15 protein-coding genes are annotated in these 21,236 nt (G+C 59.9%); 7 read left to right on the forward strand and 8 right to left on the reverse strand.

Going from position 1 to position 21,236, the window contains the following annotated elements:
- Nucleotides 1–456 precede the first annotated feature (456 nt).
- The 3 genes from AC1Q8Q_RS03035 (at nt 457) to AC1Q8Q_RS03045 (ending at nt 3,471) form a co-directional block, all read left to right on the forward strand.
- Nucleotides 457–1,314, forward strand: coding sequence for an SDR family oxidoreductase (locus AC1Q8Q_RS03035; RefSeq protein ID WP_492614812.1), 858 nt, complete (start codon nt 457–459; stop codon nt 1,312–1,314).
- A gap of 127 nt (nt 1,315–1,441) precedes the next feature.
- Nucleotides 1,442–2,791, forward strand: a complete 1,350-nt coding sequence (locus tag AC1Q8Q_RS03040; RefSeq protein ID WP_492614813.1) for a cation:proton antiporter — start codon at nt 1,442–1,444, stop codon at nt 2,789–2,791.
- A 203-nt stretch (nt 2,792–2,994) separates the two neighbouring features.
- A complete protein-coding gene (locus AC1Q8Q_RS03045) occupies nt 2,995–3,471 on the forward strand; it encodes a PA2171 family ribosome-binding persister protein (RefSeq protein WP_020800112.1) in 477 nt (158 codons plus the stop codon).
- Nucleotides 3,472–3,618: 147 nt separating this feature from the next.
- On the opposite strand, the gene AC1Q8Q_RS03050 is transcribed toward AC1Q8Q_RS03045, so the two are convergent.
- The 3 genes from AC1Q8Q_RS03050 to AC1Q8Q_RS03060 are packed head-to-tail and all read right to left on the reverse strand — an operon-like array spanning nt 3,619 to nt 9,510.
- Nucleotides 3,619–5,526 carry a hybrid sensor histidine kinase/response regulator gene (locus AC1Q8Q_RS03050; RefSeq protein ID WP_432668160.1) on the reverse strand — a complete coding sequence of 636 codons (1,908 nt, stop codon included), beginning with the start codon at nt 5,524–5,526 and terminating at the stop codon, nt 3,619–3,621.
- 7 nt (nt 5,527–5,533) lie between these two features.
- A complete protein-coding gene (locus AC1Q8Q_RS03055) occupies nt 5,534–7,846 on the reverse strand; it encodes an ATP-dependent DNA helicase (RefSeq protein ID WP_168758185.1) in 2,313 nt (770 codons plus the stop codon).
- Nucleotides 7,843–9,510: a VRR-NUC domain-containing protein gene (locus tag AC1Q8Q_RS03060; RefSeq protein WP_168758186.1), complete on the reverse strand. Its 1,668-nt coding sequence runs from the start codon at nt 9,508–9,510 to the stop codon at nt 7,843–7,845. The genes AC1Q8Q_RS03055 and AC1Q8Q_RS03060 overlap by 4 nt, the downstream gene beginning before the upstream one ends.
- A gap of 196 nt (nt 9,511–9,706) precedes the next feature.
- On the opposite strand from AC1Q8Q_RS03060, the gene AC1Q8Q_RS03065 reads away from it, so the two are divergent.
- On the forward strand, nt 9,707–9,931 hold the full coding sequence (locus AC1Q8Q_RS03065; protein WP_020800116.1) for a YgdI/YgdR family lipoprotein: 225 nt from the start codon (nt 9,707–9,709) through the stop codon (nt 9,929–9,931).
- Between the two features lie 96 nt (nt 9,932–10,027).
- On the forward strand, nt 10,028–10,687 hold the full coding sequence (locus tag AC1Q8Q_RS03070) for an MliC family protein (protein WP_454866000.1): 660 nt from the start codon (nt 10,028–10,030) through the stop codon (nt 10,685–10,687).
- A gap of 26 nt (nt 10,688–10,713) precedes the next feature.
- Here AC1Q8Q_RS03070 and AC1Q8Q_RS03075 read toward each other — a convergent pair whose 3' ends face one another.
- Both AC1Q8Q_RS03075 and AC1Q8Q_RS03080 read right to left on the reverse strand, forming a co-directional pair.
- On the reverse strand, nt 10,714–12,120 hold the full coding sequence (locus AC1Q8Q_RS03075; protein ID WP_168758188.1) for an NAD(P)/FAD-dependent oxidoreductase: 1,407 nt from the start codon (nt 12,118–12,120) through the stop codon (nt 10,714–10,716).
- Between the two features lie 50 nt (nt 12,121–12,170).
- Entirely contained in the window at nt 12,171–12,986 is an 816-nt protein-coding gene (locus tag AC1Q8Q_RS03080; RefSeq protein WP_492614814.1) for a helix-turn-helix domain-containing protein, read from the reverse strand.
- Between the two features lie 260 nt (nt 12,987–13,246).
- Between AC1Q8Q_RS03080 and AC1Q8Q_RS03085 the strand changes: the two genes are divergently transcribed.
- Entirely contained in the window at nt 13,247–13,519 is a 273-nt protein-coding gene (locus AC1Q8Q_RS03085; protein WP_033043601.1) for a DUF1652 domain-containing protein, read from the forward strand.
- An 897-nt stretch (nt 13,520–14,416) separates the two neighbouring features.
- Here the strand turns inward: AC1Q8Q_RS03085 and AC1Q8Q_RS03090 are convergent.
- Entirely contained in the window at nt 14,417–16,891 is a 2,475-nt protein-coding gene (locus AC1Q8Q_RS03090) for a UvrD-helicase domain-containing protein (RefSeq protein ID WP_492614815.1), read from the reverse strand.
- 277 nt (nt 16,892–17,168) lie between these two features.
- Between AC1Q8Q_RS03090 and AC1Q8Q_RS03095 the strand changes: the two genes are divergently transcribed.
- Complete coding sequence (locus AC1Q8Q_RS03095; RefSeq protein WP_492614816.1) at nt 17,169–17,864, forward strand: pirin family protein; 696 nt, start codon at nt 17,169–17,171, stop codon at nt 17,862–17,864.
- A 156-nt stretch (nt 17,865–18,020) separates the two neighbouring features.
- Here AC1Q8Q_RS03095 and pgm read toward each other — a convergent pair whose 3' ends face one another.
- Entirely contained in the window at nt 18,021–19,667 is a 1,647-nt protein-coding gene (pgm, locus tag AC1Q8Q_RS03100; protein WP_168758191.1) for a phosphoglucomutase (alpha-D-glucose-1,6-bisphosphate-dependent), read from the reverse strand.
- 121 nt (nt 19,668–19,788) lie between these two features.
- A complete protein-coding gene (locus tag AC1Q8Q_RS03105; protein ID WP_492614817.1) occupies nt 19,789–21,189 on the reverse strand; it encodes an aminotransferase-like domain-containing protein in 1,401 nt (466 codons plus the stop codon).
- Nucleotides 21,190–21,236: the final 47 nt, after the last annotated feature.

Below are 21,236 nucleotides of genomic sequence, written 5' to 3' on the forward strand. Positions count from 1 at the left end.
AGGACCGGAGCGAGGGCATGCCGAGCATTAGCGAGGCACCGAACGCCAGGGGCAAGAGCCCTTGGTTACTTGGGGCTCTTCCAAGTGACTCGCTGTAAAAGCGAAACCCTAAGTGGCCGTTACCGCAGCAATGGATATGTACTCAGTCACCCCCCCATTGGCCGCCAGGACGCCTTCGCCGGCAAGCCTGGCTCCTACAGCAAAAGCTAAACCCTAAGAGGCCGTTACCGCAGGAATGGATATGTACTCAGTCCCCCCCCATTGGCCGCCAGGACGCCTTCGCCGGCAAGCCTGGCTCCTACAGTAAAAGCGAAACCCTAAGCGGCCGTTACCGCAGCAACGAATAAGTACTCTATCAACAAACAACGATTCCAATGGTTCTTCATCCAACCGAACTCCACCCAAAAGGCCAAGGTCAACCCTTTGACCGCCCAACCTTTAACCCGGAGATCAATGATGAACGACTACCCAAAACCACCCTTCCCCAAACAACACCAACCCGTCCCCGGCTCCCAACGCAAAATGGACCCGTACCCCGATTGCGGCGAGCAGAGCTACAAGGGTTCGGGTCGACTGACCGGCAAGATTGCCCTGATTACCGGGGGCGATAGCGGCATAGGCCGCGCGGTAGCCATTGCCTTCGCCCGTGAAGGCGCCGACGTGGCCGTGGCGTATCTTGATGAGCAGGAAGATGCGCAGGAAACCGCGCGCTGGGTTGAACAGGCTGGCCGCCAATGCCTGCTGCTGCCCGGCGACCTGGCGCACAAGGTGCATTGCCGGGCATTGGTGGAGAAAACGGTCGAGCGCTTCGGCCGCATCGACATCCTGGTCAACAACGCGGCGTTCCAGATGACCCACGAAAACCTCGAGGACATCCCTGACGAAGAATGGGTGATGACCTTCGACGTCAACGTCACCGCCATTTTCAGGATCTGCCAGGCGGCCCTCAAGCACATGCAGCCCGGCAGTTCGATTATCAACACCAGCTCGGTCAACTCCGACATGCCCAACCCCACCCTGCTGGCGTATGCCACGACCAAGGGCGCGATCGCCAACTTCACCGCCGGCCTGGCGCAAATGCTCGGACCGAAGAATATCCGGGTCAACAGCGTGGCGCCGGGACCGATCTGGACGCCGCTGATCGTCTCGACCATGCCAGAGGAAACGGTACAGAACTTCGGCGCCAACACCCCGCTTGGCCGTCCGGGCCAGCCGGTGGAAGTGGCGCCGATCTATGTGCTACTGGCCTCGGACGAAGGCAGCTACATCACCGGCCAGCGTTTTGGGGTGACCGGGGGCAAGCCGATCCTGTGATAACGCGATGCCCCTGAAAAATGGAACCGGGCCATTGTTTCAATGCTCAACAGTTCACGGGCCCTGGGTGACGGGCCTTTCCATATCTGGAGGTCGTCATGTCCGCACCTTTCGTCAAACACGGGCCATGAGTTTCATTGCCTGGGTTGCGGTGCTGGGTGCCGTGCTGCTGACGCTGGCACTGACCTCGTCCTATCTGCGCTGGATGCCGGTGACCACCTCGGCCGTGTGCCTGGCGTTGGGGGTGGGCATCGGGCCGGCGGGGCTGGGCTGGCTGAGGCTGGACATCAAGGACGCCGCGTTCTGGATGGAGCACCTGACGGAAGTCGCGGTGCTCTTTTCGTTGTTCGTCTGTGGCCTCAAGCTGCGCCTGCCCCTGAGGGACCGAAGGTGGCGCGTAGCTTTCGGGCTGGCCGGGCCAGTCATGGTCCTGACCATTATCGGTGTTTGCCTGTTGCTGCATTACGCCTTCGACCTGCCCTGGGGACCGTCGCTGCTGATCGGTGCGATCCTGGCGCCCACCGACCCGGTACTGGCCTCGCTGGTACAGGTCAACGATGCCAAGGACGTCGACGCGGTGCGCTTCGGCCTGTCCGGTGAGGCCGGCCTCAACGATGGCATTGCATTTCCCTTTGTGATCCTGGGCTTGCTGTTTATAGAGCAAGGCAGCGGCGCATCCACCGCCTGGCTCGATGACTGGGCGCTCAAGCGCCTGCTATGGGCGGTGCCTGCGGGCTTGCTGGTCGGCTATGGCATGGGGCGCGTGATCGGGCGCCTCACATTGTCCATGCGCATCAGAAATGCCGACAGCACTCTGTCCCCCAACGACTACCTGACCTTTGCCCTTATCGCCCTGGCGTACGTCGCGGCAGAGTCGGTCCATGGCTACGGTTTCCTGTCGGTGTTCGCGGCGGGCCTGGGGCTGCGTCGGGCCGAGGTCAAGTCGATGGGTTACTCCCAGACGCCCGCCGAGCATCTGGTGCAGCCGGTGGTCGGTCATCAGAACGTCGAGCCCGATGCCGCCGTGCATGGCGATGTGGCGAACCTGGAGGAAGCGCAGGTGGCGGCCGGGATCATGATCGGCGACATGCTGTCCTTTGGCAGCCTGGTCGAACGGGCCATGGAGGTGTTCCTGGTGACGTTGCTCGGGGTCGTGCTGGTGGGTCACTGGGACTGGCGCGCGCTGGCGGTTGCGTTGGTACTGTTCTGCGTGATCCGGCCGCTGATTGTCGCGCTGGTGCCTTGGGGAACGTTGCTTGACGGCAAGCAACGGCTGTTGATCGGCTGGTTCGGGATTCGCGGCATCGGTAGTTTTTACTACCTGTTCTACGCCTTGAATCACAACCTCGCACCGACGATGGCCACCTTGTGCACCGACCTCACGCTCTCGGTGGTCGCACTGAGCATTCTGATTCACGGCATCAGCACCCAGCCGCTTCTCGCCCACTATGAGCGGCAAAAGCCCCCATCTGCTTGATCGCTCACGGCTGTGGCGAAGTGCATGAGCCAAATCCCGGCTTCATGCAGCCTGCATGACCCCTAATGGCCATTAGCGCTTGTAACCCATTGAATTTCAGGCGTTTACCTGAGACATCAAAGCGGCACGACAAATGCTCCACAACGATGAGTGTCCTGCGGAATTAACCGTGCGAGCTGCCCTCAATCTGGAGAAACCCGACCATGAATGCCATAGACCTGTTGAAAGCCGACCATGAACGCGTAAAAGGCATCCTCAGCCAACTGAGTGAGTCCACCGAGCGCGGCCTGAAAAAACGCGCCGATCTGCTTGCAAAGCTGGAAATGGAAATTTCGATTCATACCCGTCTTGAAGAAGACGTCCTGTACCCGGCGTACAAGGAAGCCGGTGGCAAGGAGCAGGACATCATGTATTACGAAGCCAAGGAAGAACACCGTACGGTGGATTCCCTGGTGCTGCCGGACCTGAAAGTCACCGACCCGTCCACGCCCGAGTTCGCCGGTCGCGTCAAGGTGGTCAAGGAACTGCTCGAACACCACATTGAAGAGGAAGAGACCACGATGTTTCCCCAAGCCAGGAAGCTGCTGGGTAAAGCGACGCTGGATGAACTGGGGGCAAAAATGGAGACCCTCAAGGCCCGCCTGAAAAAGGAACTCGACGCCTCGCATATGGCGGCCTGAGATCCAGGTGCACAATAACGACGGCGAGTGAAAAACCTGTAGGAGCGAGCATGCTCGCGATGAACTTGAGAGCTCCGAGGGGTGTCAGGTGACCAGCGTCATCGTTGACGACCATCGCGACGGTGCGACGATTCGACATGCTCGCTCCTACATGGCTGAGGCGATAATTTCCACCAGGTTCAACTGGGTAAACGGCTTGGACAAGCGCGGCAACCTGGCTGCAAACCCTTCCAGGCGCTCGGCATATCCAGTGGCCAGGATGATCGGCATGTCGGGGTTGCGCTCGCGGATGGCTTGCGCCAATTGCGCGCCACTCATCTGAGGCATCGCCATATCGGTAATGACGAGATCGATGCCCGTATTGTTTTCGAACACCTCCAGTCCCTGAGCGCCCGACGTTGCGGTGATCACCTGGTGACCGAGGTCTTCCAGCAACAGGCAAGTGCTGGTCAACACCAGGCTGTCGTCGTCCACCACCAGGATGCACAAGCGAGGGACTTCCGGCGTTGCCGGCTCCTCGGCAAGGGGGGCAGCTATCGAGTCTTCCGAGGCCACGGGCAACCACAGTTCTGCAGTCGTGCCCTGGTTTTTCTGACTCTTGAGAATGAATCGACCGCCCAGTTGTTCGATGAAGCCATGGACCATCGACAGCCCCAGTCCAGTCCCCTTGCCCAGCCCTTTGGTGGTGAAGAACGGATCCATTGCCGAGGCCAGCGTTGCTTCATCCATCCCGTCGCCGGTGTCGGTGATGCTCAGGCACACATAACGCCCCGCCCGTAACGGATCAGAGATAGTTTCAACGCGGGCGCTGATGACGATTTTTCCGCCGTCGGGCATGGCATCGCGGGCGTTGGTGGCCAGGTTCAGCATCGCCAATTCGAGCTGGTTGATATCGGCCAGGACCGGCTCGATCCGCTCTGGAAAACGGGTTTCCAGTGCCACCGACGGTCCCAGGGAACTGCGCAGCAGTCCGCTGATGCCCTGCACCAGGGCGGGAAGTTCCACAGGTTCGGATTTGAGCTCTTGCTTCCTGGCAAAAGCCAGCATGCGCTGGGTCAAGGACACGCCGCGCAATGCACCCTGGGTGGCGTTGTCGAGCAACCGGACGATTTTCGGGTCGTCCGCCAGGCGTTTGCGCACGATTTCCAGATTGCCAAGAATGACTGTGAGCAGATTATTGAAGTCGTGGGCAATCCCCCCACTGAGCTGGCCGATGGCTTGCATCTTTTGCGCCTGGAACAGCGCTTCGCGGGTTTGTTCAAGTGCCTGCTGCGCCTGGGTCGCTTCGGTGATGTCGCGGGTGATCTTGGCAAAGCCTAGCAACGTACCGGTGTCTCCCCAGATCGGGTCAACCACGACGTGAGCCAGGAACCTTGTGCCGTCCTTGCGCACTCGCCATCCCTTGTTCTCGAAGCGCCCCTCACGCGTGGCAATCTCCAATGCCCGGCCGGGTAAGCCGCTCGCCTTGTCTTCAGGGGTGTAGAACATCGAAAAGTGCTGGCCAATAACTTCTTCGGGCAAATAGCCCTTGATCCGTTGGGCTCCCAGGTTCCAGTTGGTCACGCGACCATCCGGGGCCAGCATGTAGATGGCGTAGTCCGTGACGCTTTGCACCAGTAAGCGAAACTGTTGCTCGCTTTGCTTGAGGGTCTCTTCGGCCATCTTGCGGTCGGTCAGGTCACGGGTAATCTTGGCAAATCCCAGCAGCGTGCCCGACGGGTCGTAAATCGGATCGATCACCACGTGGGACCAGAAATGCGTGCCGTCCTTGCGCACACGCCAGCCTTCACCTTCGAATCGGCCCTCGCGAATGGCCGTGTCCAGCGCCCGCTGAGGCAAGCCGGCACGACGATCTTCATCGGTGTAGAAGCGCGAAAAATGCTGGCCGAGAATCTCGGCTTCCTCATAACCCTTGAAACGTCGGGCCCCTGCGTTCCAGCTGGTAATGATGCCATCGGGGTCAATCATGTAGATCGCGTAGTCAACCACCGCATCGATCAGCAGGCGCAAGCGCCTGTCCTCAATGACCCTGGCCTGGATTCGATCTTCGCTCATTGATCCCTCACATCGGGTGCTGTAACTCAGCAGTATGCGATAAACCGTCCATTTGAACAGCCGCCGAAGCAATTGACCACCAGCGCGGCAGCAGTTGCCTGACCTTGTTGTCGCCGAACCGGTCATCGATCAACATCACCACGCCTTGGTCCTGCTGTGTACGAATCACTCTGCCAGCGGCCTGCACCACTTTTTGCACGCCGGGATACAGGTAGGTGTAGTCGTAGCCCGCACCGAACATGGCCGCCATGCGCTGCTTGAGTTGCTCGTTGACCGGGTTGAGCTGCGCCAACCCCAGGGTGGCGATGAACGCGCCAATCAAGCGTGCACCCGGCAAATCGATGCCTTCGCCAAACGCCCCGCCCAACACCGCAAAGCCCACGCCCTGGCCTTCGGCGGTGAACCGGTCGAGGAACGCCTGGCGTTGCGCCTCCGCCATGCCCCGTGACTGTGACCATAGATTGATCCCGGGATAACGCTCGGCGAGCAACTGCGCCACTTGCTGCAGGTAATCGAAACTGCTGAAAAACGCCAGGTAATTGCCGGGGCGCCGCATGAACTGCCGGGCGATCAGTTCGACGATCGGCGCCAGGGATGCCTGGCGATGAACGAAACGCGTGGAGATCTGGTTGATGATCTGTACATGTAGCTGATCGGCATGAAAAGGCGACTCGACGTCGATGCACACGGTATTCGCCGGCGTACCCAGCAAGTCGGCGTAATAGTGGCGAGGGCTGAGGGTCGCCGAGAACAGGGCGGTGCTGCGGGCAGCGCTCAGGCGCGGCCCGATGAAGCCCGCGGGCACAACGTTGCGCAGACACAGTTGCGAGAGGTTGCGCTTGCGGTCGAGGTCGCGTTTGCTGATGTCGAACAGGTACTGCTGGTCAAAAAGTTCGGCCACCCGACAGAACTGCAGTACCTCGAAGTAAAAGCTTTGCAATGCACTGTCCAGTCCCTGCGGATGATCGTTAAGGTAATCGCCGATGCTGGCGCTGCACGACGACAAGGCCTGGAGCAGTTTTTCCGGTGGCTTGTCATAGGCCTGATAAGCAGCAGACTGCTGGTTATGCAAGGCGTTCCATTCGCGGTTGACTCGCTGCAGGCTTTTTTTCAACACCTCGGGAGCGGTTTTCCGAACTCCGTCGAGGGTCGATTGGTCGAGGCTCGCGCTGTACATCTGACGACCACGTTCCACCAGGTTGTGGGCTTCGTCGACCAGTACCGCGACTTTCCAGTTGTTGGCCTGGGCCAGGCCGAACAGCAGCGCACTGAAATCGAAGTAATAGTTGTAATCGGCAACGACCACATCGGCCCAGCGCGCCATTTCCTGGCTCAGGTAATACGGGCACACCTCATGCTCCAAAGCGACCTGGCGCAATGCGCTCTGGTTCAAAAGGCCCAGCTCGCTGGCGGCCTGGCGTGCCGCCGGCAATCGATCGTAGAAGCCCTGGGCCAACGGACAGGATTCACCGTGACAGGCCTTGTCCGGATGTTCACAGGCCTTGTCCCGGGCGATCATTTCCAGAATCCGCAAAGGCGGTGCATCGCTGCAGTCGAGGATCACCTGCGCGGCGTCCAGGGCCAGCTTGCGTCCCGGGGTTTTCGCCGTGAGAAAGTACAGCTTGTCCAGTTGCTGCGGCGCCAGGGCCTTGAGCAGCGGGAACAGGGTGCCGATGGTCTTGCCAATCCCCGTGGGTGCCTGGGCCATCAGGCAACGCCCGGTGCTGACCGCCTTGAACACCGATTCGGCGAGGTGACGCTGCCCGGGGCGAAACTCGGCATGGGGAAACGCCAGCTGTCGGGCCGCAAGGTCACGCCTTTGGCGATGGGCTGTTTCCTGTTCGGCCCAGTGCAGGAACAGGCCGCAATGGTGTTCGAAGAACTGCCCGAGCTCGGCGGCGCTGAACGCCTCGAGCAGACAAGTTTCCCTTTCGCTGACGATATCGAAATACACCAGCGCCAGGTTGATCTGCGCCAGGTTCAGTTTGCGGCACATCAGCCAGCCATAGACCTTGGCCTGTGCCCAATGCAATTGCCGGTGGTTGGCCGGTTGCTTGCTCAAGTCACCACGGTAGGTCTTGATCTCTTCGAGGCAATTTTGCGAGGGATCATAGCCATCCGCTCTGCCCTTGACCGTCAGGCCCTGATACGCACCTTCGAGGGCGACTTCACTCTGGTAGTCGTCACTGCGCCGTGACGCTACCGTACGGTGCCCGACGATGCCTTCCAGGGCGGTCGGCGAGGGAGTGAAGCGCAAGTCGAGGTCCCCGACCTTGGCGGTGAACTCACATAACGCACGCACCGCGATGCTGTAGCTCAAGCGCCCTGCTCCGCCCATTGCACATAACACACGGCAATCGGCATCCGGTGCTCATGACAGAACTCCAGCCAGCGCAGCTGGTTATCCTGCAGGCGATCCCCGGGCCCCTTGACTTCGATCATGCGGTAGGTTTTTTCCTGCGGCCAGAACTGGATCAGGTCGGGCATGCCCGCCCGATTGGCCTTGATGTCCAGCAACAACCGGTTGAACCAGTGCTTGAGGTGTTCGGCGGGCAAGCAGTCCAGCGCCTGCTCCAGCAACGGCTCGCTGAGTGCGCCCCAGAACACGAATGGCGACTGCACACCCCACTTTTGGGCATAGCGCAGGCGGATGGTCTCAAGGTATCGACCGTCGTCGAGTTCGTCGAGGCAGGCCTGGAACAATTCGGCGCGGCGGCTATGGAAGTCTTCGCTCAGCAGGTCCACCGGACCACGTTGGAACGGATGGAAAAACGCCCCCGGCAGCGGGGCGAATATCGCCGGCCAGCACAGCAACCCGAACAGCGAGTTGACCAGGCTGTTTTCGACGTAATGAACCGGTGCCGAGTCTTCGCCCAGGTGCGCCTGCACGTAGTCCTCCACTGACAACATCGGGTCGGTCCTGCTCAGTTGCAGCTCCAGGCGTTCCATCTGTCGTGGGGCCGGACGCTTGACCGCCGGCCCGCCCAGCTTGCGACGCAACCTGGGCAGGACACGCAGCAGGTGTTGCTGTTCCGCGGCGTTTTGCGGTGCTTGTTCGGCCTGGCACGCCAGGTCAAGGGCCAGTGGGTACTCACCGCAGCGTTCCAGCACACGGATCATGCGCAAGCGCGCGCCGGGATACACGCAGTCCCGGTACAGGGTCAACGCGGCGCAGAAATCACCGGCGCGCTCGCACGCCTGGCCCATCTGGAATAAGAGCTTGTCACGACGCCTCTGCAGCCAGGGATTGCCCAGTGCCAGGCCGTTGATCTGAGTGACAATGGCGGCCACCGACTCACCGGCCTCGAAAAGCTGCTGGCACTGGTAAAGGAACAGGCAGGCATCGACGTCCTCGCGGCTGCGCAAGCCTCGGGAATCGGCGCAAAACTCGACTTTTTCATAGGTGAAGACCCCAAGGTCCGCCAAGACGAATTCAGACCAATCCTGGTAAAGATTGCCAAAAAACATCAAGCGCAGGCGATCGCACAGGCCCATGATGGTCAGGCTGAACAAGCGGTCACCCAGCGCCGGACACCAATCCTTAAAGGATTGCTCGTGAGGAAACTGCTCGCACAGAGCCGGTAGCCAGTCGGTCTTTTTACCCTTGGGTTGAGTAATGGCACTGCCCAGGCATTGAAGAATTTCCGCCTTGAGCAACACTTCAAATAACGCCTCGACCGACAACGGCTGGTGCTCGTCGAGCCAGCCCAATTCGAGCAACGGCCGGGCTGCGCTGGCGATATCGCCGATCTCGACGTAATGCAATTTGCTGACGCGAAAATGCACGCCCTTGCGCATGACCAGCCTGACCAGCAGCGCCTGGGCCTCGCGGGGCAAACCATTGAAGTCATGAATAAAGCGGTGCTCTTCGACGCTCAACACGTCGGCATAACGTTGCTCAAGCCAATCAAGCACTTGCATGAAGTTGTTGAGGTAGTAGAACGGGTCGTCGAGAGGATTTGCAGTCACGGGAAAAGGAGCCACGATTAACAAGCACTGGTTATGCATACAGATACCAGCAACGCCCTGCCCCATGCAAATGGAAAAGGATAAGCGGAAGCGCTTTAAGGGATTTTTGCCTTGGGTATAGAACTTTCTGCTGTTGCATCGCACCAACCGCCAAGTAACGGCATTCGCTTGCGACAGCCACACTGGTTTTTTTTAACAATGAGAGGTGATTATGAACATCAAGACTCTGGCGTTTCCCATGGCGGTAGCGGCCTTCATCGCCCTGGCCGGCTGCTCGACGCCCACGGTGGTCACCCTGCAGAACGGCACCCAGTATCTGACCAAGGACATGCCAAAAACCAAGACCAAGGACGGATTCTTCGAGTTCGAGGATATTTCCGGAGCCAAGGTCAAAGTCAAGGCCGATGATGTGGCCACGATTCGCCAGGAAGACTGAGCCCGCGAATCGTGTTGCCTGCGCCCCCTGTGTGGCAGGTTTCGAGCACTGCCTTACACTGCGTTAGACCCAGTGCGACCGAATGATGGTGTCGAAATGAAAATGGTCACGCCACTTCTGACTCCCCTCCTCGCGGTCGCCGCTTGGTTTTCAATGAGTCTTTGTGCAAATGCCGCGACACCTGCTCGATCCTTCAATACCAGCTTCGACTGCGCCACGGCCCGGGGGGCCGTTGAAAAACTTATCTGTCGCGACGCTCGACTGGCGCAGATGGATATCGAGCTGACGCGCCTGTATCGCCTGGCGCTCACCGATGAGCATTCGGTGCCGCGACCCGACAAAGTCGAGATCGACCAGCGCTTCTGGCTGCTCGCCCGCGATCAATGCGCGACCGAAGCCGATCCCAAGGCATGCACGGTGAGCCACTATGCCGAGCGTGCGCACCAACTGCGCCAAGGCTCGGCCATTGCCAGGACCAAGGACCCCAGCAGGCTCACCGAAGGTCCGCAGGCCTTTCGCTGCGCCGGGCTTGGCGCGCTGGTGGCCGCCACGTTCTTCACTGTCGAACCGGCAGTGGTTTACCTGAAATGGGCCAATACCTCGACCACGCTGGAACAGGTGCCGAGTTCGTCCGGAGCCCTGTACCAGGGCAAGGACAACAGGGGCAGCCAAAGCTTCTGGCAAAACGGCAACGATGCCCTGTTGCGGATGCCGGGCGCAGGTGAAATGAGGTGCACGGTTGAACCTGTGAGTTGATCACGGATCATCGAAGGCAACACTGTTCAGTGCATCAAGCCTTCCATGAACCCCGCGACCCCGCTGGCGAGCCTGCGCCGCCATGGCGCGCTGGTCGGGTTGGCCAGAGTCTGGTCTTCGTGGACGAAGCTGCGAATGATCGCGTTGTAGCCGAGCCAGCGCCAAGGTTCGGGCTCCCAGGCCTTGAGCGCGTGCAGTCCGCCCTTGGCAATTACCCACGGTTGGCGAACCCGCTCGGTGTCGCGTTGCAGGATCAGGTCGGCAAGGGTCCTGCCACCCAGGTTGCTGGCACCGACCCCCTCCCCGCCATAACCGCCGGACAAGGCAATACCGCTGGCCTGGTCACAGAGCATATGGGGCTTGAAGTGCCGTGACATGCCCAGGTTGCCGCCCCAGCCATGGGTGATCTGCACATTGCGAAGCTGTGGAAACAGTTCGCCGAACAGATAGCGCCGCAACTCGATTTCGCTACGCGTCAGGTCAAAGTCATGGCGCAGCTTGCCGGCAAACTGATAGCCCCCGCGCGCGCCAAAGATCAGTCGGTTATCTGCCGTTCGTTGGCCATAGGTCACCTGGCGACTGTTTTCGCTGAAGGCCTGGCCATGACTCAGCCCAATCTCGTCCCAGGTGGCGGCCGACAGCGGTTCGGTGGCCACGATCAGGCTTTGCACCGGCAACTGATAACGTCCCAAGGGCGGCAAGGTCACCGAATAGCCTTCGACAGCCGGTACCACCCAGCGGCTGCGCACCGTCGCCTGGGCAGTGCGAACGCTGCCGGACTGCCAATGATTCACCGGGCTGTTCTCGTAGATCCGCACGCCCATGCGCTCGACCGCGCGTGCCAGTCCCCGGACCAGCTTGGCCGGATGGAGGGTCGCGACATGTGGCGCATAAATAGCGCCATAAGGCTTGGCCAGGCAAATTTGCTGCGCCATCTGCTCCGGGCTCAGCCAGCGGTAGTCGTTTTCGTTGAGACCCTGGCCGTACAGTTTGTCCAGGTACTGGCGCAGTGTGGCCTCCTGCTCGGGGTAGCGAGCGGCACAATAGAGGGCGCCGCCTTTACGATAATCGCAATCGATGCCTTCACGTTCGATGACGCGTTTCACCTCATCAGGGATGTCGTGGAGCAAATCGTAAGAGGCACGACGTTGCTCGGGTGACAACGAAGCGAGCAGCCGGTCTTCGCCCAGCAGATTGCCCATCAACCACCCGCCGTTACGCCCCGAGGCACCGAAACCGGCTGTTTGCGCTTCTATGATGACAATATTCAGGCCAGGAGCCTGTCGCTTCAGGTAGTAGGCGGTCCAGAGCCCGGTGTACCCCGCGCCGATAATCGCGACATCGACATCCAGATCCCGTTCCAGCGCCGCACGCGCCAGCAAAGGCTCGTCGAGTTGGTCCATCCACAAACTGATAGTGCGCCATGCCGGCATTCAAGACTCCGCCACTCAGACTTCGATGGCGTTGATCCTAGTGCACGGGCTCAGGTGCTGTCTTGCGCGCGTGCACGCAAGGACATTTGCTTGACGTAGGCCTTGGGCGACAGGCCGGTGTGCTGGCGGAAACAACTATAGAACGCCGACAGTGAGTTGAACCCGGCGGCAAACGCCAAGGCGTCGATACGCACCGCGGGCATGGCACTGTCCAGCGCATTGAGCAGGTGCTGCAGGCGGGCCTGGTTGACGTAGCGATAGAAGCTCTGCCCCAGCACCTGGTTAAGAAGATAGGAAATCTGGTTGCGACTGTAGCCACACTCCTGTGCCACCCTTTGCAGGTCGAGCCGCGGGTCGAGATAAGGCTGCTGGCGTTGAAAGTACTGCTGCAGGTCGTCGGCCATGAAGCTCAACTGCCGCACCGACAGTCCCAGTCGACTGACCGCCGGGCGCTGGCTGCCGGTGTTTTCGCCGCAGGGCTGTTCATGGACCAGCGAAGCATATTCGTTGACCCGCCAGATCAGCCCGTCCTTCACGGTGATTGCTTCACTGGCGCGAAACGACACCAGCCCCTCACCACCACGCAAAGTGATGCGGTACTGGATGAAAGCAGTGTTGCCGTCCAAGCGGATGCGGTCCGAGTGCTCCAGCGCCTCATCCGGCTCACGGGGCATGCTGCTTTGCACATAGTCACGCAACTGGGCCAGCCCCATCACCCGGTTCTGGAAGAAATCACTGTATTGGACATCGGGGTGATACAGCGCCATGACCCCGTCCAGATCGCGGTGTTTCCAGCGCAAGTGGTAACGCATGACCGTCTCGCCCGTGGCCTGGGTTTGCAGCGGGCCATCATCCTCGGCGTGCATGAAAGGTCTCGTCAAAAAGTACCGAGCTTGCCCAAATCGGCCCGCACCTTCAATTGCAAATGCGGGCGGGCCATTGCGCAAACGATCACGCACGTGACCTGCATCAAAAAAAGCGCAGCAATTGCCAAACGACCTGAAAAATACACATTTTTTTCACATGCAGCTGCTACTTTTAAAGTCTGTCAATGGTTGAGCCAATGAAGGCTCCTCCCACCTAACCTGAGCTAATGGAAGCGCTCGATGAAGAAGGCGGGCAACACATGAATAAAGGGTTCAGCAAGGTCACTTTTCCAAACGCCTGCCAGCTGATGCGCTGGCATTTCCATCCCATGGGTTTCGAGGCCAGCATGGACGCCCCGGGCAGCATGATCGCCCGTTTGTTTGATCGAGCCAGTGGCGAGACCATGATCGCCATCGCCGGTATCCCCTGCTCGACGGTGATGAACGCCGCCGACGTCGAACGAATAATCGAAGCCGTGGAGGATGAGCTCGAAGCGTTCATTCCTCCGGTGGCCCTCAGGAGTTATGCCTGACGGCCGGACTTCCATCCAAAAGCCCACGATATTGTGGGCTTTGTGTTTTTTACGGGATCAAGGATGTAGAGGGGACGCGTACACCTTGTAGCCAGCGGTGTGGCGATCCGACTTGCCGGCTGTACCTGATTGATCGTTCCCACGCTCTGCGTGGGAATGCATCCTGTGATGCTCCGCGTCACCATTGCGCACGGCTCATGTCATGCGTCGTCAGTGGAACGCGGAGCGTCCCTGGCGGCATTCCCACGCAGAGCATGGGAACGATCAATCGTCGGAACGCCGCCCGGAGCATGCTCGCTCCTACAGGGGATCGAGGTACACCCGTCGAAGTCAGGTCGGCTTTAAGGCCGCCTCGCTTTTGTTTTTGATCTGGGCGCCCCATTAACCACGATGGCCGAACGCAGGCATTGCGCAGTGGGGAAACCGGCAGGACGCCGGTTTAGCCGCGCTGGGCCAGGGACGACCCATCGCGGCGACCCACGGAGCAATGCCGGAGAGAGGGCATGCCGAGCCACAGCGAGGCACCGAGTGGTGGGGCAAAGCCTTTTGCTTCCTTTTTGCTGGGCCGGCACTCCGGCGTTTGAAAAAGGGAGTCGCTGTAAAAGCGAAACCATAAGTGGCCGTTACCGCAGCAATGGATATGTACGCAGGCAACCAATTTCACACAGGGCTTCCTGTGACGCTCCGCGTCACCATTGCGCACGGCTCATGTCATGCGTCGTCAGTGGAACGCGGAGCGTCCCTGGCGGCATTCCCACGCAGAGCATGGGAACGATCAGAACGCGGACAGATCTGCAATCACGTCCCTATAAGGCCGTCTCGCTTTGGCGTATTTGATCGTATGTAGAGAGGTAAATGTATACCTTGTAAGAGCCGCACCGCAGGCTCCTACATGGGTCATGCCGGCGTTTTGGCCCGCCGATGATCGGCGAAAAACGCCTTGCCCTTGCCGATCCGGTCCGACGCCTTGGGCATGTTCACCGCCTGGGTCTCCTGCGCATCGACATACCAATAGCAATGACTTACCGCCCGGGTAATGCCCACGTATGCAAGGCGCAGAATCTCGTCTTTCTGGGCATTGTCATAAGGCTCAGTGTCGCCAGCCTTGCCCAGGCCCGCCATACGGTACACCTGGTTTTTGTAGGGCGAACGGGTCAGGTGCTGGCAATCGCCGAGCAGGAATACCGCGTCAGCCTGTAGGCCCTTGGCGCTGTGATAGGTCAGTTGCTTGAGGCGTCGTGCTTCAAACGGCAAGCTAGAATCAACATTAAGTACAGGCTTAATATGTTGTTCTATCAATGACTTATCGCTACTTTTTCGATAAAGCATCAAGATTGAATCGCCTTTCCGATAGTGCTCCATCAAGCGCTCGGCCATCCCCTGATCGTCTCGGTCCAGCACATTGACCGGCAGCAAGGCCTTTGGCTCGCCACTGGCCTTGGCCTTCTTACCCGCGATCGCAGGCGCGGCCCGCACGATGTACTCGGCGGCGTCAATGATGTGCTGGTGGCTGCGATAATTGTCGCTGAGCATCACCTTGGTGGTGCTTGGCGACGAGAACGTCTTGTTGAACTCCATGAAATAGGTCGGCGAACTGCCACGCCAGCCGTAAATCGACTGCCAGTCATCGCCTACGCACAGCAATGAAGAATGCTGGGCGCCGCGCCCGACGTGCATCGCCGGCCCGCGACTGCGGATTTCGGCCAGGCTGGCACGGATCCACGAGACAATTTGCGGTGAAACGTCCTGGAACTCGTCGATCATCAAGTGCGACAGCGGCCGCAAGAGCTCGTCACTGAGCAGCTTGAGGTTTTCCGGGGAGTGTTCGCTAAACAGCGCGAACATGCGGTTGTAGGTCATGACCGGCGGTTTCTGGTCGAGCAAATGGTCTTCCAGGGCGCGCCAGTACAGACTCAAGGCCTCGAAGAAAAAGCGGTCCGGGTCATCCTTGGCAAAGCTCATCTGGCCCACAGCCGTCGGCACATCCAGGCCGAGGTTTTCAATGAACCCGGCGGCAGCGACAAAACAGTCCAGCAATGGCGCGGACGCCAGCTCTCCCTTGACCTTGTAATCGAAGCCAGGCCCGGCGCTGGCATCCCCCCCAAGGGACGCCAGCACACGCTTTGATGACTCGTAATTATCAAACCATATCAATGGCTTACGACAGAAAGCTTGAAACAACGTGCGCTTTACCGCGGTTTCCGCACGCAACGTAAGCTTGGCATTTGGCCGGGTCAGTTGCGGATTTTCACCAGGGTCGAATCCCAGCACCACCCAAGCGTCCAGCGAGGCAATGTAACCGTGGCAGTGAAAGGTGCTGCCATTGATATCGAAAGCCTGGCGCTTGGGCTCTATGCCTTTGATCGGCCAGGCGCCAGCGCGAAACCACAAGTCTTCCACCAGGTCGCAGAGCTCTTCATCGCGTTTGGCCGCCAGTTCGGTGACGGCCATGCGCTTCTGTACATCGGGGTGGTCGCGCTCCAGCTCCTTGAGTTGCAAAGCGTGACGGGACAATGGCTTGATCAGCTCGCGAAAACGCTCATCGCGACTGTGCAACGCGTGATAACAGGCATTGAGTTGCTGACGCTGGGCGTCATTGATGCGTAGATCGAAGGGGTTGCTGTCCACTTCGTCATCCGCGCCTTGCGCTCGGTGACTGAGGTTTTCGAAGGCTTGCAGCCGCTCGAAGCCCGGCAGGCTGCGAACCATCGGCAATATGCGCGAATGGAAGGTGCGCACCAGGTCACGCGCCTCGCGCACACCCAGTGCATGCCCCCAGAGCGCAAACAGCTCAATCAGTTTATTGATGAAGTCCTTGCGCGACTCACGAGTGAACGTCACCACGGTCATCGAGCTCAGTTCGAACCCCAGGTAGTGACTGAGCAGCAGGATACGCAGAACCAGCGTCGTCGACTTGCCCGCTCCCGCACCGGCAATCACCGACGTCGATGGCGTATCACTGAAGATCATTTTCCACTGCGCAGCGCTGGGCTGGGCGTGTGCCGGCAGCAACCGGGCGACGTCGGCTTTCATGCGTTTCTTCAGTTCGGCGGTCAATGGCAGGCGCCAATCGTCGAAAAGATGGTCATCGATATTGGGTGGCCGGTGCTCGGTGCAGCGTGAGTCGCGAATCTGCAAGACTTGCCGGCCCTCTTCCAGGCCCTCGAGCTTGCCTTCTTTGTATCCGTAGTCCACCCCGGCGCTATGACCGCTACGAAAACCGTCTGCCTGACCGTGCAACCAAGACGCGCGGTGTTGTGCGCGCAGGCGCGTCAGGCCATGACCAAAAAAGCGCGCGGCCAGGCGCTTGAGCAATGGCATCTCGGCCAGCGGGCGAAGTTCAGGCGGAAGATCGGGGGTGTGTTGCGGCACGCGGACGGACTCCAGGGTGTGAGGCTGTTGAGGGCTATGGTGTCTGTATTTGCTTTTTAGTTCTAGTGAAATGCTTATGACTCATCGACTTATGGGCGATATTGAAGGCTGGATGAGACGCTTTCGAGCGCACTTCCTATCTAATTTATCGATTATTATGCGGCATTTTTTACGCTTTTTATCGATTGTTGCCTGATGGATGATGCCGGTCATCAACAACCGGTCTCGATTCGTGGCCAGGCCTTGCGCCCCATGACGAACCTTTCAGGAGACGATCATGCTTGAACTCAGACCTTTCAACTCGCTTGGCGGCGCTCACCATGGCTGGTTGGATGCTCATCACCACTTTTCGTTCGCCGAATACCATGACCCCAAGCGCATGAACTGGGGCAACTTGCGGGTATGGAACGATGACGTGATTGCCCCGGGCACCGGCTTCCCGCAGCACCCGCACCGGGACATGGAAATCATCACCTATGTCCGTGAAGGCGCAATTACTCACCAGGACAACCTGGGCAACAAGGGTCGCACTGAAGCGGGTGACGTTCAGGTGATGAGCGCCGGCACCGGCATTGCCCACAGCGAATACAACCTGGAAGCTACGCCGACCAAGATCTTTCAGATCTGGATCATTCCCAATGAATCCGGCCTGGCACCTTCCTGGGGCGCAAAGCCATTTCCCAAGGGCCAGCGCGAAGGTTTCATTACCCTGGCCAGCGGTAAGCCCGGGGACGATCAAAGCCTGCGAATCCGCGCCGATGCGCGCCTGGTGGCGGCAAACCTGAAGGCCGGCGAAACCGCTGAGTATCGCCTGGAGAACGGTCGTCGCGCGTACCTGGTGCCGGCCACGGGTGTCATTGAAGTCAATGGCTTGCGTGCACAAGCTCGAGACGGTGTTGCGGTTGCCCAAGAGCAGGTGTTGCGGGTGACGGCTATCGAGGACAGTGAGATCGTGTTGGTGGATCTGGCTTGATTCAGTAAATCGAACAAAAAAAGGGCGACCGTGGGAGGTCGCCCTTTTTTATTTGGCTGGAGTACAACGGTGTTCATGCTGCCTTCTTTGCGGGCAAGTCGGATCGCCGCCCGCTCGCTCCTACAGACACGTGACGCTCGCGAAGACGGCCATCAATCATTTCGCAGAAATAGCGCCATCTACAAGGGTCTGTGCCTCAGCGACCAACTGCTTGAGGTGGTCGTCGCTGACGAAGCTTTCCGCGTAGATCTTGTAGATATCCTCGGTCCCCGACGGACGCGCCGCGAACCAGCCATTTTCGGTCATGACCTTAAGGCCGCCAATGGCCTGGTCGTTACCCGGTGCATGGCTGAGAATGCTCTGGATCGGCTCACCCGCCAGTGTTGTCGAGGTGACCTGATCCGGTGACAGCTTGCTCAACAGGGCCTTTTGTTCCGGGTTGGCCTTGGCATCCACCCGTACCGAGAACGGCTCGCCCAGTTCATCGGTCAGCGCGCGGTAGGCCTGACTTGGGTCGCGACCGGTACGTGCAGTCATTTCAGCCGCCAGCAAGGCCGGGATCAGACCGTCCTTGTCCGTGCACCAGACGCTGCCGTCCTTGCGCAGGAACGAAGCCCCCGCGCTTTCTTCGCCACCAAAGCCCAGGGAGCCGTCGAACAGGCCATCGGCAAACCACTTGAAGCCCACAGGCACTTCGTACAGGCGGCGTCCCAGGCGCTTGGCCACGCGGTCGATCAAGCCGCTGCTGACCACGGTTTTACCCACCGCGGCGTCGGCTCGCCAGTGCGGGCGATTCTGGAACAGATAATCGATCGACACGGCCAGGTAGTTGTTCGGCGCCAGCAAGCCGCCAGAGGGAGTCACGATGCCATGGCGGTCGTGATCCGGGTCGCAGGCGAAGGCCACGTCGAAGCGCTCTTTCAGGCCGATCAGCCCCTGCATCGCGTGGCTGGACGATGGGTCCATGCGAATCTGGCCATCCCAGTCGACGGTCATGAAACGGAAAGTCGAGTCGACCTGCCGGTTCACCACGTCCAGGTCCAGGCGATAATGCTCGGCAATCGCCGACCAGTAGCGCACGCCCGCACCACCCAGGGGGTCAACACCCAAGCGTAGCTTGGCATCACGAATGGAGTCGAAATCGATCACGTTGATCAGGTCGGCGACATAGGTGTTGAGGTAGTCGTGGCGATGGGTGGTGCTGGCCTTCAGCGCCTGCTCGTAGCTGATGCGCTTGACCCCGGCGAGCTTGTTCGCCAACAGTTCGTTGGCCTTGGCTTCGATCCACTTGGTGATGTGGGTATCGGCCGGGCCGCCATTGGTCGGGTTGTATTTGTAGCCCCCGCTTTGCGGCGGGTTGTGGGACGGGGTGATGACGATGCCATCCGCCAGTCCAGAGGTACGGCCGCGGTTGTAGCACAGGATCGCATGGGAAACCGCTGGGGTCGGCGTGTATTCGTCACCCTCGGCGATCATCACCGTCACGCCATTGGCCGCCAGCACTTCCAGGGCGCTGGCACCCGCCGGCGTGGACAATGCGTGGGTGTCGATGCCGACGAACAAAGGGCCATTGATGCCCTGGGCCTCGCGATACAGGCAAATGGCCTGGCTGATTGCCAGGACGTGCCACTCGTTGAAACTCAAGTCGAACGAACTGCCTCGGTGCCCGGACGTACCGAAGGCCACCCGCTGGGTCGAAATGGCGGCGTCGGGTTGGCCGGTGTAATAGGCCGTGACCAGTCGCGGGATGTCTACCAACAATTCTGCCGGTGCCGGTTTGCCCGCAAAAGGACTGAGTGTCATGCAATACCTCTGGAATAGAGTTCAGGAGTAGAAGCGGAGTTTACTGGCAGTTTGACCATAGCGCGATGCAGTTTATCCAGCGCTCGATGGAATCGTTCCATTGGCATCATTTTGCACAGGGTCAATCAACGGCTTCAAGGCGCAAGGCGTCCCCCAGCAAGCCCAGCGCGGCGGCCAGTTCCTGGTCGCTGCCAACGCCATGGCTCAAGCGCAAGTGTTGCCCATGCAAGCCTTGCAGGCTGAACAACTCGCCGGGCGCAACGACCACCTGCTGCCTGAGCAATCGCTGAAACACCCGGCTCATATCGACCTGGCGCAACGAGCGCAGCCAGATCGTCGCCCCGCCCTGGGGCTCGACGAACTGCAACGCGTCACCCAGGCGCTCCTGGAGCATCCGGGCCATTTGCTCCTTGCCGTCCTTGAGGCGTCGGCGCAGTACCTGCAGGTGTTGATCGATGCGTCCGTTGCTGTACAAGCGGGCGATGGCTTTCTGGCGAATCGGCGACAAGCGAAAGGCGCGCAACAGGAATTGCCGTTGCAGCTCGCTGCTCATATCGCGCGAGAGCAGGTAGCCATAAGGGGCTTCCGGGCCGATGATCTTTTCGAACGTGGAAAACACCATCAAGCGCTCCGGGGCCAACAGATCGCGAAACCGCCGCTGATCGGGCTCAAACCCGAGTTCGCCATAACAATCGTTTTCCAGTACCCAACTGCCATACCGCTCCAGCAAGTTCGCGATCACCTGCCGGTTCTCATCGGGTGCCCTGCTGCCTCGGGGCATGTTCAGCCCGGACGACACCATCACCAGGCGTACCGGCTCGGCTTCCAGCAGGTCCCGAAGGCACTTGTCGTCCAGGCTACCGTCGCCCAGCAACGGCCATTCGATCACCTTCACACCGGCCGCCTGGAACAAGCGCAGTATCGCCCAGTCACAGGGCGACTCGACGACCACCGCGGCATCCTTGAGATCCAACACGACGATGAGGATTTCCAGCACGCCGCGCAGGTCAGCGCCAATGTAGACATCATCGGCATGCCAGCAGCGCACCGCAGAGGTGGTATAGCGCGCCGCCAATGCGGTACGCAGCTCCAGCTCGCCACAGGGCTGCGCAGACGGCTGTGGCTGGCGCGGGTATTGGCGCAGCAGTTCCCTTTCCAGCAGCAACAAGGGGCTGTCGAGCGGTTGCAGCAAGGCCGGCTCATCCGCGCTCAGGACCAGCATGGCGGGCAGGCGGGCGTTGACATACACACTCTCGAGCAAGTCGCTGCCATCGTAGAGCGTGCTGGTAGGGGCAACCGGCAACGCGTAGTAACCGGACTTGGCCACCGAATACACCCGCCCCTCCTTTTCCAGTAGCGCATAGGCATACTGGATGGTCGAGATCGAAACGCTCAGGCGCCCGGCCAGTTCACGCAAGGATGGTAGTCGTACCCGGCTGTCGCTGACGAGCTCGCTGATCAGGCAGGTCAAGTATCGGTAGACCGACTGATAGGCGAAATCGGTTTCACGTTGTCCTTTCATGGCAGGGGATCGCTTGCGTGGGGGTAGCGGTCACGCTCACTCGAAGA

This window comes from Pseudomonas sp. GW823-FHT06B06 (assembly GCF_058795195.1).